Origin of the sequence: Rhodococcus koreensis (assembly GCF_017068375.1) — a bacterium.
In the GTDB taxonomy this organism is placed as follows: domain Bacteria; phylum Actinomycetota; class Actinomycetes; order Mycobacteriales; family Mycobacteriaceae; genus Rhodococcus_F; species Rhodococcus_F koreensis.
In genome coordinates this window covers 6,392,185-6,407,159 of record NZ_CP070609.1, presented here as the reverse complement: position 1 = coordinate 6,407,159, position 14,975 = coordinate 6,392,185, and the positions used below count along the sequence as shown (strand labels likewise).

Here is a 14,975-nt window from a genome sequence, read left to right as displayed (position 1 = left end):
CCGCGGGTGCCCGGGCGACCAGATGCGAAAGAGGCTGCGACTTGAGTATTCGTGTCGCCGTGATCGGCGATATCGGTGGGCATCGTGAGGAACTCGCACGAGAACTCCGCCGCCTCGGCGCCGACGACAACGGCCGGCTGCCCGACGACCTCGTCGTCGTTCAGGTGGGTGACCTCATTCACCGTGGCCCTGACTCCGACGGCGTCGTCCGTCTCGTCGATCGATACCTCCGCAAACAGCCCGAGCGGTGGATTCAGCTCATCGGCAATCACGAAGCCCACTACCTTCGCCCACCGGTCTTCGACTGGAATGAACGCCTGAGCTTCGGCTCCCGGCGGACCGTCCGGCGATGGTGGCGCGACGGCATCGCCCACGCCGCCGTCGCGGTCCACACGGCGGACGAAGAATTCCTCATCACTCACGCCGGAGTCACCGAACCGTTCTGGCGCCATCAGCTCGACAGCGCCGTCTCTGCCGCCGAGTCGGCCGCCCGGCTCAACGCCACAGCCCGGGACGAAGCCACCGCACTGTTCGACGGCGGGTGCATCCTCGGAGGCGGCCCACCGAACCCCCAGGTGGGCCCCATCTGGGCCGACCGCGAACTCGAACTGCTCCCGGGCTGGCGCAATCGCCCGATGCCCTTCAGCCAGGTGCATGGCCACAGCGGCTCCCACGGCGACTGCGCCGACGAGAGGACGTTCTACGATGCCCGGCAGCGCCACGAGGTGACGCTGCTCGAAGGCGGCCGAATCATCGGCATCGACCCGGGCCATCGCGCCGATCCGCAGCGGAGCTGGCGGTCTCTTGTGCTGACGGCAACCGAGCCCCCACGAATCGCATATGAACACAGTGCCACCGCGTAACCCCATGGCCAGGAGTTGTTTTCGCTCGAGATGCCCCGGCCTCCAGAGTCCAGAATGCCACCGTGCATTCGGACCGACCTGAACGAAGAGGACGACTCTTGTCTGTGGATGAGTCAGCGCAGCGCGCCGAAACCACCGATCTGTTGGCTCTCCTGGCGAGCTGCCGTCCGTTCGACTCGCTGACGCCCGAGGGCCGTGCACGCGCAGTCACGTCCGCGGACGTGCAGAATTTCGCGGCCGGCGACCTCGTGGTGGACGCATTCGCGGAGGTGCCTGCGGACATCTTCGTCGTCGTGTCGGGTGAAGTCGATCTGTGGCTCGATCCCGACCGGATCGGCGAACCACCGGGCGACAGCTTCGGTCGCGGCGAAGCCCTCGGGTTCTCCGCGGCCTTGACCGAAAGGGCGATAGGGCCTCGGGTCGTCGCCAGGTCGGCGGCGAAGATCGCTCGATTCCCCGCCGATGTGGTCATTCCCGCCTTCGCCTCCCGGGGCGGGGCTCGGTTCCTCGCCGAACACATCTCCCACGCGCGGCGGTTGGCATCCGGTCCCCCGACCTACACCGTCATGGCGGATCTGGTGCGCCAGGCGCCACTGATCGTCGCTGCCGATGCCCCTGCGATAGACATCGCCCGCGACATGACCAGCCGTGGCCTTCCCTGCGCCGCCGTCGACATCGGGGACGGCCGATACGGCCTCGTCACCGACGAGGGGTTGCGCCGCCGGATCCTCGCCGAGGGGTTACCGGTGGACTCGCGCGCGCACGCGGTGATGACGTACCCGGCCACGACCACCTCGCTGGGCACGTCGTCGGCCGACGCACTGATCGAGATGCTCGATCACGAGGCCCAGTTCCTGCTCGTCACAAGCGAAGATGGCGCGCTGACCGGTGTAGTGGGCGAGCGGGACTTCATGTCCTCGTCCACCACGGCCGGTGTCAGCATCAAGGAGCAGATCCGTAAAGCGCGAACCGTCGACGATCTCGTCGTCCGCGCCCTCCGGGTCCCCACCGTGCTCGGCGATCTCCTCGAGCGGGGGCTCGCCGCGGACCGTGTCATCGCAGTGAACTCGACCATCGTCGACGCCATCATCCGGCGCGCGGTCACCCTGGTCTTCGAGGACCACACGGACCTCACCATGGAGGCGTTCACCTGGCTCTCACTCGGCAGCAACGGTCGCCGCGAGGCGGTACTCTCCTCCGATGTCGATGCCGCCGTGACCTTCGACGACGAGTGCGTCGGCGAAATACCGCACTACCGCCAGGCATTCGCAGTGGTCGGCGAAGTGCTCACCCGATGCGGGATCAGCGTCGATGCCCACCGCGCCTTCCCCTCGCACGAAGGCTTTTCCCGGACTCACTCGCAGTGGCGGGCTGCGGCCAGGGGCTGGCTCGCGCGGCCGCGTGAGAATCAGGGCACGATCATGGCGTCGATCCTCGTCGACGCGCGGCCGATCTTCGGCGACCCGAGTCTGCCCGAACCGGCGCGCGTGTTCGCCGACTTCAACAGCCACCCGGCCGCTGTGGAGATGCTGCTGTACGAGTCGCTCGCCCGCCGGGCCAAGCTGACCACCATGCGCGACAAGCTCGCCGGCCGCGGCGACGCCTTCGACGTCAAGGCCCGTGGGCTCGCACCGATCATCAACATTGCCCGGTGGGTGGCGCTCGGGGTCGGCTCCGCAGAACTGCAGACCATTGGACGACTCCGGGCGGCCTCCGGCTCGGCACTGCTGCCCGGACGCGATGCCGACCGCCTCATCGAGGCATTCGAAGTCTTGCAGCTGCTGCGCCTCGAACACCAACTCCGGCAGGCTGAGGCCGGAGAGGTGCCCGACGACATCCTGGACCGCGACGAGATCTCGCCGATCGACCGCAGCGTCGTCGAACGGACCGTCCGTGAGGTCTCGGCAATCCAACGCCGCATGGATCGCGTCGCCCATATGCTGCCTGCCGACCAACTCGCCCGTCCACGTCCGGCAATGCCCCCGCCGCCCAGCGAGCTTCAGGGTCACGGAGGCGAGCGGGCCGGCGACCCCAGGCGTCGATCAGGCGACCCGATGCGCGCGGCCCGGGCAGCCAAAGACCTCGCAAAAAACAGGGGCATACGGAAGGTAGTGAGGCGCGGCAGGCGACTCGACCCGTAGTCGCATGAACGGGACCTCAGCCATGTCCTGAGTCCCTGCCTCAGCTTGGCGGTCGTCGTCGCGGCACACCGCGGTGGAAGATGACGAAGCGGCCCGGCCCCGAAAACGGGGCCGGGCCGCAGTTCGTCATCAGTGGTTCAGGAGGTCCAGGGCCGCCTCGAGACTGGCCTCGGCGTCGGGCTCGAGATCAGCGAGGGGCGACCGGGGGCTCCCGATGTCCAGGCCCTGCAGGCGGAGTCCTGCCTTCACCGCCTGGGTGAACGGGACCGCCATCATCGCGTCGATGGCCGGGAACACTCGCAGCCAGTTTTCGAGGGCGCGGTTCAGATCGCCTTCACGGATTGCCCGGACGACCGCAACGATCTCGTTCGGAACGACGTTCGCCGCGCCGGCCATGATGCCGGCCGCCCCCTCGGTGAGGGCGCCGAAGCTGAAGCTGTCCCAGCCCATGATCAGCTTGATGTCGTCGCGGTGGTGGTGGATCAGGCGCAGGGCCTGCTCCCAGTCGTGGCTCGAGTCCTTGACGTATTCGATGTTGTCGATCTCGCGCCCGAACCGCGCGATGCCCTCGGCGCCGAGGTTCACACCGGTCACGCCGGGGTTGTTGTAGAGCATGATCGGCACACTGACCGAACCCGCAACGGTCTCGACGTACCGGCTGATCTCGGTCTCGGTGAGACGCTCGTAGAACGGGGTGATGAGCATGAGGGCATCAGCGCCAGTGGCTTCTGCCGCGCGGGACAGGCCCACCGCCTCGCGGGTCGTGAGCGATCCGGTGTGCGCGACCACTGGGACGCGGCCGGCGGTGTGCTCGACGACGATCTCGAAGATCTGCCGGCGCTCGGCATTCGTCAGCGACGTGTACTCACCCGTGCCGCCACCGACGACGAGCGCGTCGACGCCGGCGTCGATGCTGCGGTCGACGACCTTCTGCATGAGCCCGGCGTCGATCTGATCGTCGGCAGTGAACGGGGTGGGAAGTGCGGTGAGAACGCCGCGGAGTTCCTTGGCCATGTCGGCCTCCTTCTGGTGTCTTGGGGTTGGCGTGGGCAGGTCAGGCGCCGGCGGTCTGTCGTGCGGTGGCCAGGACGCTGGCCGCCCCCTGCGCCGCGGTGAAACCTGAACTCACTGCGGTGTCGGTGTAGAAAGTGCCGAGGAAGTCGCCCGCCAGGAAGACTCGCTCCGAGGGTCGGGTGAGCTCGGGCTGGAGCTTGTGGCGGCCGGGGAAGCAGAACGGGGAACCGAATTCGAACTTCTCCACCCGCCCGTCGGTGACGATGTTCGCGAATCCCGGGAAGATCTGGTCGAGATCGTTCAGGTAGATGTCGACGATCTCCTTCTCGGGCAGGTCCCACAGCTTGTAGCCGAGGCTCGCCGGTGAGAACGTCATCATGCTGCCGCCCGGCTGGCGGGTGGTCTCGCGGCCGCGGGTCAGGTTGCCCTGGTTCAGTGCAACGGTGAAAGACCTGTTGGGGGTTGCGATGCCGTAGGTGCCGTCGTAAGGCATCGGTTGCTGCTCGTTGGTCAGGAACGCGCCGGCCACGTGCGGCCCGTACTTGATCTGCCCGAGCGCGTCGCGCAGTTCGGGGCGCAGGTTCACGGCGATCTTGCGGGTGATCGACGCCGGGGTTGCGAGCACCGCGGTGCGGGCCTTGACCTCGTGGTCGGTCCCGTCCTGGGTGTAGTGGACGACGACGTGGTCGCGGTTCTGGACGACCTCGTTCACGACCGCGCCGAGCTCGACCCGGTCGCGGATCGACTGCGCGATCGTCTCGGTCAGAGTCGCGGCGCCGCCGACGATGTAGTTGCCCAGCCCCTGGCCGATGTTCCAGATCAGGTTGAAGTAGCCGATACCGGCGCCCGCGGACAGTACGTCGGGGTCCGCGGCGGACCGCATCGCCACCGAGCAGTAGAAGTCCTTCGCCGTCTCGGTGGCCTCGCCGATGTAGTCGGCGAACGTGCGCTCGTCCTCGAAGTTGAAGATGCGCTGCTGCCGGACCTCCGGCGTTTCACCACTGCGACGCCGCGCGGCCTGCTTGTACCGAAGGACGTCGGCACCGAGCCGCGCGCCCACCTTGAGCAGGGACAACCGATCCTTGGTCGTCATCGGGATCCGGAACGGGTATGTCTGGATCAGGCCGGTACTCAGGAACTTCCCGTTCATGGCCATGCCCTGCAGCGAGCCCGGGATCGCCGCCCACCGCGTACCGGTCTCGGCGACCAGCTCTGCACTCGAGCTGCCTGCGCCGGCGAACATGTGCCCGCCCCAGTTCATCACGTACTGGCCGTGCTGCTCGGAACGGATCCGGCCGCCGACCCGCTGGTTGTCGGACTCGAGAACCTGCAGGTCCCAGTGCCGCAGCCGCCACGCCGCCGACAGTCCGGCGAGCCCGCCGCCGATGATCACTACGTCTTTCATTGGTCTTCTTTCCGTTCGTTCAGCTCGCGATGGACGCGGGTCGGGGGAGCAACTTCGTCGCCTCTTGCAGGGCTAGGAAGCGGGTGTACAGGTCGTCGTAGATGGCGGCGTTCGCGGCGTTGGGCTTGTATGTGCTACTGAACTCCATTCCCGCGCAGGCGATGTCGATCGCCGACGGCCACAATTCGGCGGCAACGCCCGCGATGATCGCGGCGCCGCGGCAGGCTGCGCTGCCGGCGCCCTTGACCGTATGCACGGGCCGACCCGTGGCGTCCGCCTTGATCTGGCACCACGCCGCGCTCTTCGCGCCGCCGCTCAGCGAGATGATCTCCGTGATCTCCACGCCGAGGTCCTCGGTCGACTCGATCATGCGGCGTAGCACCATGGCCACACCTTCCATGATCCCGCGTGAGAGATGCTGCTTCGTGTGCGACAGCGTCAGACCGAAGAACGCACCTCGGGCGTGCGGGTCGAGGTCGGGCGGGCCGGAGCCCTGCAGGTGCGGGAAAACCACGAGGCCGTCGGAGCCGGGATCGACCCGACGCACCTCCTCGTCGATCAACTGATAGGCGTTGATCCCGCACAGCTCCTCGACCCGGCGCTCGCTGGAACAGAACTCGTCGCGGAACCAGCGCATGACCATCCCGCCGGTGGAGAACGTGTGCAGCATGTACTGGCCGGGCAGGGCCGCCGCGAAGCACGGTACCCGCCCAGCCGCATCGAGCCGCAGCTCGTCGACGACGGTGACGGTGGTCAGGGCCGACCCCGTGCTCTCGCTGAAGAGTCCCGGCACGGCGTTCCCGAGGCCGAGCGCACCGCACGCCTGATCCAGCGCGCCCACCGAGACCGGCAACCCCGCGGGCAGGCCGAGCTCGGTGGCCGCTGACTCGGTGAGCGCGCCGACTATCTCGCCCTGGTCCGCGATTTCGGGCAGCTTCTCTGTGTCGATACCGAGGTAGTCGAGCATCTCCGGCCAGTACTTCCGGGTGTTGATGTCCCAGAACAGGGTCGAGCACAGCAGCGAATCCTCGCTGACCAGTCGGCCGGTGAGCCGCTGCACGAGGAAGTCCTTGAGCAGGGCGAACCGCGCGGTCGCGGCGAACCGATCGGGGTCGTTCCGCTCGAGCCAGAGAATCTTCGCCGCCGGCCAGATCGGATCCATCGCAGGCTGTCCGGTGACGGCGTGGATGGTGGGCCGGCCGAAGTGCGCCTCGAGCTCGTCGGACTCCGCCGAAGCGCGGTTGTCCATCCAGACGATCGCGCGGCCCAGCGGCCGATCGGCGGAATCCAGACACAGCATCGTCTCGCCCTGAGCCGACAGACCCAGGGCACGGATCTGCTGCACGTCCACCGAGGATTCCCGCAGCAGCGAGGCCACGGCCTCGGCGAAGGTTTCGGTGTAGGTGCCCGGTTCCAGCTCGACGTAGCCGGCCCGCGGAGTCAGCAGGTCGTATTCCTCTGCGTGCTCGGCGATCTCGGTGCCGTCCTCGTCGAAGAGCGCCGCTTTGATCGCGGTGGTGCCCACATCGACACCCAGGACATACCAGCTCATCGCCGCGCCTCGCTGACGTTCTCTCCAACCTCCACGACGGCCAGGAGATTGTCCCGGAAGGACTGGCCGGGCAGCAGCGCGCCTTCGAAGAGTGCACCGCCGATGGTGAAGCCCATCGGACCGATCTCGTGCATCAGCCGGATCCGATCGACGGAATTGATGCTGCCCGCGACGATGATCTGCTCGCCCCCGACCACCGTCACAAGACGCCGCGCCAGCTCGACCGGGTCGGCCCCGGTGGAGCGGTACGCAACCAGATCGACGCCGTCCACGCCGCGATCCAGCAGACGGGCCGCGTCTCGTTCGATGTCCTCGATCGATCCGCCCAGGCTGATCGGCGGGCCGCTGGTCGCGCCGCAGAACGGGAAGTACTTCATACCGGCTTCCCGTACCCGGTCACGGACCGTCTCGGTGAACTGGCCGCCGGTGACGAACTCGATGCCGCAATCCGCAGCGAACGCCACCGCCTCCAACATTTCGGCCTCGCTGAAGTTGACGGCCTCGAGCACTGCGGTCTTGCCGGCCTCGCGAAAGTCTGCGACCAACCGCTCGGACTCCGTCGTCGAGAGACCGACGTCCTTGAACCCCCAGAACGTCACCGGTAGATCCGCCGCTTCGTAGAACACCTCGCGGGCATTCGGTACCGTCACGTCATTGTGCGTCAGCATGACGATGATCTCAGGCTTCATGTTCTCCTACTTCATTTGGTTGCATCGGCGTCCACCGCCGATTGGTTCTATCTGGCGTTGTTGTGTTGTTCAGTCGGCGGCCGGCTAGCGGGACGTCGAACCAGCCGAAAATCGAAGGCGCTCGCCAATGCGATGGGCGTGAACAACGAATCGGTCAATGCCTCGAACCTTCACCGGAGACTGGGACAAGGATGCGGCGTCGGACGTGCCGCTGATCAGTCGAGTGTGTGTGCGACAGGTCATAGCCCGCGAGGTTCGCTTCCAAGATCGTCCAAGATGAGTCATAAGTGGGGGACACTCGAACGAACGACGAGCGGGCGCCGACTGACAGATCCAATCTGCAGGTCAGCGCTTAGTCGACCCGCAAATCCTCGACCCTGACGCCCTCCGGCGTGACGACCCGCCCCGCTCACGCGTCAACTATTTCTGGGTCGCGGCCCGACGTCACCGGGCATCGGCGTCAGCACCCTGACTGTGAAAATTTTTCGCACGGTTGCGTCAAGGTTTATGCGCTTTACTGCTGCAGTGATCTGCGTAACCATTCATGTGTCGCCTTTGAGCGACCGCCCCGGCGGTCAGCCCGACACATCGGCTCATCAAACAAACAGACCCCAGGAGTAACTCCATGTCCGAAGCATCTGTCAACCGGTTCGCCAGCAAGCAGACCGCATTCCACGAGATCCCGGTCATCGATGTCGCAGCCCTTGTCGACGGCAGTGACCCCGAGGGCGTCGCGCGTCAGATCGGGGACTCGTGCGAGAAGGTCGGGTTCTTCTACGTGAAGAACCACGGTGTTCCCTCCGACCTCGTCAAGCGCATGTACGCAGTCACCGAAGAGTTCTTCGCCCTGCCCGAGGATGTGAAGGACAACGTGCACGTCGCGAAGTCCGGCCCGACGGTGCGCGGCTACATCCCGCCGTCCGCCGAGAATGCGGACCAGGACAAGAAGACCGCAGATCTCAAGGAGGCCTTCGACTACGGCGCGAAGCAGGACACCGTGGCGCCGTTCTTCGGACCGAACCTGATGCCGGCAGACTTCCCCGAGTTCGAGGCGACCTGCGACGAGTACTACGCCGCGATGCGGACCCTGGCCCGCAAACTGGTCAGTGGATTCGCAATCAGTCTGGGGCTCGAACCCGACTACTTCGAGCGCATTCAGACCAACCCGATCACCATCCAGCGACTCCTGCACTACCCGCCGCAGAACCCGGACGACGACCAGGCGATCGGCATCGGTGCCCACACCGACAAGGGAATCCTCACCATCCTCTCCCAGGACAACATCGGCGGTTTGCAGGTGCAGAACAAGGACGGTGAGTGGATCACCGCCCCGCCCGTCGAGGACGCCTTCGTCATCAACATCGGCGACCTGGTCGCGAAGATGACCAACGGGAAGTACTCGTCGACGGTCCACCGTGTGGTGAACGAGAGCGGCGCCGAGCGCTACTCGGTCGCGTTCTTCATCGATCTCGATTTCGACGCGCCGGTCGAGACGCTGCCGACCTGTGTCGATGCCGAACACCCGGCCGACCCGAACCCGTTCACCTGCGGCGAGTACAAGACCCAGTGGTTCACGCACGTGTACCCGCACCTGCGGGACGAGCCCGAGATCCTGACCGCCCACGGCTGACCGGCACCCGGCAGTGGGCTTCGACAGTAGTCGAGGCCCACTGCAGCCTGTTCTACCGAGACCGCATCGGTCCAATCCAGATGCGAGCGGCCGTATTCGGAGCCATCCAGTGGAAACAGCGCGGCCCCACCACACACCACAGACAACGAAGGAGACACCACGCATGACGGCATTGCTCGAGCTGCCGGTCCCGCGAGAGGAGGTCGCCCGACTCGCCGAGAACGCGATGAAACGTGCAGGGGCATCGGAGGAAGTAGCCGAACTACTCGTCGACGCCGCCCTATTCGCCGAGGACCGGGGCATGCGCGGAGTCGGCGTCGCTCACCTTCTCGACTATCTTCACGCCATCGACGACGGCCGTCTGGATGCGGCTGCAATACCTACAGTGGACCGACTCGCGCCTGCCATCCTCTCCTGCAACGCTCACGGAGGGCCGTTCCACACGGGATTCGGTGCGGCGATCGACGATCTCGTCGCAGCGGCACGGTCCGAGGGGGTGGCGATGTTCCTGCAGTCGGGAGCATTCGCCGGTGGCCAGCTCGGGTGGTTCACCGAGCGCCTGTCGACGCACGGTCTCGTGGCGCTCGGCGCTATCAACTCCAACGCGCTTCTCGCCACTGCGCCCGGCACCGGTCGCGTATTGGGCACGAACCCGATGTCGTACTCGTTCCCCCGGCCGGCAGGCGAGGTCATGACCGTCGACCAGTCGTCAAGCGCGGCCGCGTACGTCAACGTCCGCGAGGCGGCGGCGCACGGTCGGCCGATCCCCGAGGGATGGGCGATCGACGCCGCCGGCAAACCGACGACCGACCCCGAAGCTGCGCTGGACGGGGCCATGCTCCCGTTCGGCGGCTACAAGGGTGCCAACATCGCATGGATGGTCGAGTTGCTTGCGGGTATGTCGGGCGGGAACTGGTCGATCGACGCCCCGTCCTTCGACGCAGGCGCGGAGAATCCCGGGGTCGGGATGTTCATACTGGCGATCGACGTGAGCAAGCTCCAGCACGACTTCGTCTCGAGGGCGGATGCGCACGTGTGCCGGCTGGGCGCGCAGGGCGTCCGCACGCCGGGCACTTCGCGGGTGGAGCCTCTCTCTGTAATCTCGCTGCGCACCAATGTCATCGAGGCGCTGCGGGCACGCGCGGCGAAGCAGTTTCCCACAAATCATCAAGGAGCACGATCATGACGACGGACACCCCGTACATCATTCGGCAGGACGACGCTGAGGTCTTCTACGAGGGCCCGGAGCTGTGTCGGGAGTATTTCCGCAACGACGCGATGTGGTTCGGTACTTCCACGGTTCAGCCGGGCGACACTGGTGATGTGGATCAGGGTCACGCGGGTACTTGGGAGGTGTTCTTCTGTGTCTCCGGCGAGGGGTACCTCGACGACGGCTCGAACGAGTACTTCCTCGAGGCAGGTGACGCGTGGGCCGTGCCGCCCACCGTTCCCCACCGCATCCACAACCGCAGTGCAGCCCCGGTCGTCATGGCCTGGGCTGGTGGCCCAACTCTGCCATCGGAGAAGTGATTCGGCGGAAGACCCTGTTCTCAACCTCAAAGGACCACCCATGAACATGAGCACCAGTTCACCTGCTCGCCCCGGATCTTTCATTCGAAGGCTCGACCCGTGCGGACACCGCACCGGCCAATGGGCCCAGATACTCACCACATCGACCGCACACGACCAGAAACACTTCCTCGTCATTTACCACGACAGCGAAACCGAACTACTTCCGGCTGAATCCCTCGGACAACAACACTACGAATTCGGCCCAGCACCCGCCCAGTGGAACTCCCGAATCAACACCCGTGGAAAGGGATAGCTGCTCTCGCTCCCACCCGGAAGCAGTGAGGAACCTGCACAAGGGCGGCGGCGCACGAGGTACAGCATCTATTGTTGATCGGGTGAAGGCACTACTCGAGTTCGGACGGTCCGATGCTTGACCCCAGGCTCAAGATCCTGCAGGCAGTCGATTACTACGGCACTGTCACAGCCGCTGCGGCGGCCCTGTCATACACTCCATCGGCGATCTCGTACCAACTGCGCCAGTTGTCGGAGCTACTCGGGGTCGAATTGATCGAACCCTCGGGCCGCGGCATCAAACTCACACCGGCTGCACGCACCGTGTTACGGCACGCCGCCATCATGCGGGCTCAGTGGGAGTTAGCCCAGAGCGAGCTCGCAGAAACGGTGGACGAGCCGTCCGGCCCGTACACCCTATGTGGGTTTTCAACGGCGTCAACACAATTGCTTCCCTATGCCGGCAAAACTCTACGCGATCGGCATCCCCGCCTACGTGTGCGTCTGGTTCAGGCCGATCCCGCCGAATGCTTCAGGCTGCTGCAGATGGAGGAGGCGGACCTCGCCTTGGTAATGGTGACCGCGGACTCCCCTCCCCTGGACGATCTCCGCTTTGATCAACAGTTGCTGGTGGACGACCCGTTGGATCTGGTCGTGCCCGCGAATCATCCATTGACATCCCGCCGACGAGTCACGCTCGCCGACGCCGCTGACGAGCCCTGGGTGGTCGGGACCCCTGGTGGGGCATACCACCAACTCACCGTGACCGCCTGCGTCGCAGCCGGATTCACACCCAACATCGCTCACCAGGCCGACGAGTGGGAGACCGGTGCGGCAATAGTTTCTCAGGATATGGGGGTCATGCTCGTGCCACGGCTGTGGCTACTGAGTTCGGAGTGGGCAGTCACCCGAATCAGGTTGTCAGGTGAACCTGTGCCCGCCCGCAAGATCGTTGCCGCCACTCGCAAGGGCGCCGCACGTCATCCGCTCGTCGCAGAGACACTCGAACTCGTCAAAGCACGATGCGAAACCCTGTACTCGACTCCACCCTGAGGTTCCGGAAGTGCGCCGTACATCGCGTTGCAACTGTCCGGCGCGTCGACCGCGGTCGCCTGGATGGGAACGCATTGCGCGCCTGGAGCGGCTGGTCACAAGGGTCGACCCCGCCGCGTTCACCGATTGGCGGCCAGCACTGCCGCGAGGCCTTCTTGCAGGTCCTTGACGAAATACTCCGGAACCTCCAGCGAGGGGAAATGTCCCCCGGTTTCGGGCGACCTCCATCGGACGATGTGTCGGTACCGCTCTTGTGCCCAGGGGCGCGGGCACTTCTCGATGTCGCGGGGATACATGGTGATTGCCGACGGGACGTCGACCCGGAGTTCGGGATCGAGCGAGTTGTGGCTTTCGTAGTAGATGCGGGCCGCCGATGCGCCGGTCCGCGTCAGCCAGTACAGGGTGACGTCGTCGAGAATTCTGTCTCTGGACATCGTCTCGAACGGGCTGTCTTCGGTGTCCGACCACTCGGCGAATTTGTCCAGGATCCAGGCGAGCAGCCCGACCGGCGAGTCGACGAGCGAGTAACCGATGGTCTGCGGTCGGGTCGCCTGCTGCTTCGCATACGCCGCGCGGTGGTGCCAGAAATCGCGGGTTTCCTCGGTCCACTTGCGCTCGACCGCCGTCAGCCCGTCCGTCGTCAAACCGGGTGGTGCCTCCGCGAACAATGTGTGGATGCCGAGAACGTGCGCCGGGAACCGGCCGCCGAGGACCGTGGTGATGTTGCCTCCCCAGTCGCCGCCGTGGGCTGCGAACTTGCTGTAGCCGAGCCGTCCCATCAGTTCTACCCATGCGGCCGCGATCTTTTCGGTTCCCCACCCGGTGGTGGCAGGCTTGTCGCTGTAACCGAATCCCGGCAGCGACGGGACGACGACGTGGAACGCCGGCGCGTCTGCATCTTTCGGATCGGCCAGCTCGTCTACGACATCGACGAACTCGGCAATGCTGCCGGGCCAGCCGTGCGTCAGGACCAGCGGAGTGGCATCTGCGCGCGCGGATCGGCGGTGCAGGAAGTGGATTCCCAGATCGTCGACGGTCGTGCGGAACTGGCCGATCCGGTTGAGGCGTTCTTCGAACGACCGCCAGTTGTACCCGGTGCGCCAGTAGTCCACGACGTCGACGAGGTCGGCGAGAGGAACGCCCTGTTCCCATCGGCGAGGGCCGGGCGCGGCGCGATAGACCGTCTCGGCCTCCGGTAGTCGCGCCGCGGCCAGTCGCGCGCGCAGATCGTCGAGATCGGCGTCGGGTGCGTGGGCTTCGAATGCGTGGACGTCGCTGGTTGGGCGGGGCATGAGACCTCCTGGTCACCGTGGAACCGGCTAGGAACTTTTGCGAACCGTCTAAGCCGGTTCTAGCACGCCTTCATGCCGTCGCACAACCAGCTAAGGTGGTTCCATGCGTGCCGAGTTCCCCGACTTCCGCCTCGGTAGCGTGCTGGCGACCAGCTTCACGGCGACTCTGACGGAGCGTCGCGGCGACGCCGTGGAGCGCATTCCCACGCCGCAGCGACTCGTCGACTGGCTGGCAGTGAGCGGCCTCGCCGTGGACTCCTGCACCGCCGCCCAGCTCGACCTCGCTCGGGAACTGCGGGAGGCGATTCACGCCGCCGCGACTGCGGCCGCGATACACGAACCTCTCCCCGCATCCGCTGTCCACGTCATCAATGACCGCAGCGCTCAGGGCCGGGCCGCGGCGATCCTGACGCCCGAGTGCAATCGTCGATGGCGGCTCAGCTCGGCGTCATGCGTGGAAGATGCCCTCGGCGTGATCGCCGCCGACGCGATCAGCATCATCGCAGGCGAACGAGACGGAAAATTGGCCCTGTGCGCATCGCCGACCTGCCAGGCCGCCTTCTTCGACACCAGCCAAAGTCGCACCCGCAAATGGTGTGACATGAATACGTGCGGGAATCGCCAGAAGAAGGCGCGCTTCACTGCCAACCAGCGCAAGAACCCCAGATCAGCGGACTGATCGTTACCTTGACGCCGTAGATCCGAAGAAGGCCGCGAACGTCCGGATCAGCTGGGCCGGGGCGCGGTTGATGCCGTCATGGCCCCCGCGGACCGCTGCTGCACGGGCGTGGGGCAGTGCAGCAGCAAGTGCATCGTTGAGTTGTTCGTAATAGGGCGGTCCGTCCGCACCCCTCAGCAACAGAACCTCCGCAGTCACCCCCGCCCAGCGACTCGGCGGACCGTCGGCGCGTGCGATTGCCTGCGACTCGTCCAACGTCATGGGCAACAAGGCACCCATGGTGCGCCCGACGGGAGTGCGCAACAACAGTCGGCTCATAGCGATCTGCACCCCCAGTGGCAGGGTGCTCGCCCGCGACTGGGGTGTTGATGCCTGCCCCGGTGATCGCCATCGCGCGTGCAACGTCGCCGTCCCGGGCCGCTGCCCTGGCGCTTTCCAGCCACTGCGCGGGGAAGAGACCGTTCACGGACACTGCTGCGTCGTAGAGCGCGAGACGCACGATGGGCAGTTGCAGGGCCGCCGTCAGGGCGATGAACCCACCGCTGCTGTGGCCGATAACGTCAGTTGCGCCGGTGTGGTCGAGCACCGTCCGCAGGTCGTCGACGTCCTGCTGAACGTCGTAGGGCTCCGAACGGGGCGGCGCATCTGCGCGTCCGCGTCGGTTATAAAGATGCACGGTGAAGCTATCCGACAGTTTGCGCGCCAGTCGGCGATAGGAATCGATCGTCACCCCGCCGCCATGAACGACCACCAGAGCAGGGCCGTCACCAACTGTGTGCAGGACGACGTCGCCCGCTCGTTCAACCCGCTCTTGCATCGTTGCCTCCCTGAATGCGTGCACAACAATAGCAAAC

At 65.9% G+C, this 14,975-nt stretch carries 13 protein-coding genes and 1 pseudogene; 7 read left to right on the top strand and 7 right to left on the bottom strand.

Features of this window, described 5'->3' with window-relative positions:
* The first annotated feature begins 41 nt into the window (after positions 1-41).
* Both JWS14_RS29155 and JWS14_RS29150 read left to right on the top strand, forming a co-directional pair.
* Positions 42-863, top strand: coding sequence for a metallophosphoesterase (locus JWS14_RS29155; protein ID WP_072946798.1), 822 nt, complete (start codon positions 42-44; stop codon positions 861-863).
* A 104-nt stretch (positions 864-967) separates the two neighbouring features.
* On the top strand, positions 968-3,004 hold the full coding sequence (locus JWS14_RS29150; protein WP_241031491.1) for a putative nucleotidyltransferase substrate binding domain-containing protein: 2,037 nt from the start codon (positions 968-970) through the stop codon (positions 3,002-3,004).
* A gap of 129 nt (positions 3,005-3,133) precedes the next feature.
* Here the strand turns inward: JWS14_RS29150 and JWS14_RS29145 are convergent, their stop codons facing one another.
* Genes JWS14_RS29145 through JWS14_RS29130 form a run of 4 tightly spaced genes read right to left on the bottom strand, consistent with a single transcriptional unit; the run spans position 3,134 to position 7,664 of the window.
* Positions 3,134-4,018, bottom strand: coding sequence for a dihydrodipicolinate synthase family protein (locus tag JWS14_RS29145; RefSeq protein ID WP_206014978.1), 885 nt, complete (start codon positions 4,016-4,018; stop codon positions 3,134-3,136).
* Positions 4,019-4,058: 40 nt separating this feature from the next.
* Entirely contained in the window at positions 4,059-5,423 is a 1,365-nt protein-coding gene (locus tag JWS14_RS29140; protein WP_206014977.1) for a flavin monoamine oxidase family protein, read from the bottom strand.
* 19 nt (positions 5,424-5,442) lie between these two features.
* On the bottom strand, positions 5,443-6,975 hold the full coding sequence (locus JWS14_RS29135; protein WP_206014976.1) for a xylulokinase: 1,533 nt from the start codon (positions 6,973-6,975) through the stop codon (positions 5,443-5,445).
* Positions 6,972-7,664 (bottom strand): beta/alpha barrel domain-containing protein, encoded by a 693-nt coding sequence (locus JWS14_RS29130; protein WP_072946803.1) that lies wholly within the window; start codon positions 7,662-7,664, stop codon positions 6,972-6,974. Before JWS14_RS29130 ends, JWS14_RS29135 begins: the two co-directional genes overlap by 4 nt.
* Before the next feature lie 625 nt (positions 7,665-8,289).
* On the opposite strand from JWS14_RS29130, the gene JWS14_RS29125 reads away from it, so the two are divergent.
* The 4 genes from JWS14_RS29125 (at position 8,290) to JWS14_RS29110 (ending at position 12,150) form a co-directional block, all read left to right on the top strand.
* Positions 8,290-9,294, top strand: coding sequence for an isopenicillin N synthase family dioxygenase (locus JWS14_RS29125; protein ID WP_206014975.1), 1,005 nt, complete (start codon positions 8,290-8,292; stop codon positions 9,292-9,294).
* 163 nt (positions 9,295-9,457) lie between these two features.
* Positions 9,458-10,480 carry an Ldh family oxidoreductase gene (locus JWS14_RS29120; protein ID WP_206014974.1) on the top strand — a complete coding sequence of 341 codons (1,023 nt, stop codon included), beginning with the start codon at positions 9,458-9,460 and terminating at the stop codon, positions 10,478-10,480.
* The gene (locus JWS14_RS29115) at positions 10,477-10,824 is read left to right on the top strand and encodes a cupin domain-containing protein (protein WP_072946805.1); all 348 of its coding nucleotides are present in this window, start codon (positions 10,477-10,479) and stop codon (positions 10,822-10,824) included. The genes JWS14_RS29120 and JWS14_RS29115 overlap by 4 nt, the downstream gene beginning before the upstream one ends.
* Before the next feature lie 408 nt (positions 10,825-11,232).
* Entirely contained in the window at positions 11,233-12,150 is a 918-nt protein-coding gene (locus tag JWS14_RS29110) for a LysR family transcriptional regulator (protein WP_072946807.1), read from the top strand.
* A 119-nt stretch (positions 12,151-12,269) separates the two neighbouring features.
* Here the strand turns inward: JWS14_RS29110 and JWS14_RS29105 are convergent, their stop codons facing one another.
* A complete protein-coding gene (locus JWS14_RS29105) occupies positions 12,270-13,442 on the bottom strand; it encodes an epoxide hydrolase family protein (protein ID WP_206014973.1) in 1,173 nt (390 codons plus the stop codon).
* Positions 13,443-13,545: 103 nt separating this feature from the next.
* On the opposite strand from JWS14_RS29105, the gene JWS14_RS29100 reads away from it, so the two are divergent.
* Positions 13,546-14,121: a CGNR zinc finger domain-containing protein gene (locus JWS14_RS29100; protein WP_206014972.1), complete on the top strand. Its 576-nt coding sequence runs from the start codon at positions 13,546-13,548 to the stop codon at positions 14,119-14,121.
* Between the two features lie 3 nt (positions 14,122-14,124).
* Here JWS14_RS29100 and JWS14_RS50225 read toward each other — a convergent pair whose 3' ends face one another.
* Complete coding sequence (locus JWS14_RS50225; RefSeq protein ID WP_241031490.1) at positions 14,125-14,439, bottom strand: hypothetical protein; 315 nt, start codon at positions 14,437-14,439, stop codon at positions 14,125-14,127.
* Positions 14,440-14,542: 103 nt separating this feature from the next.
* Positions 14,543-14,938, bottom strand: a pseudogene (locus tag JWS14_RS51825) (alpha/beta fold hydrolase); the annotation flags it as partial.
* Between the last annotated feature and the right edge of the window lie 37 nt (positions 14,939-14,975).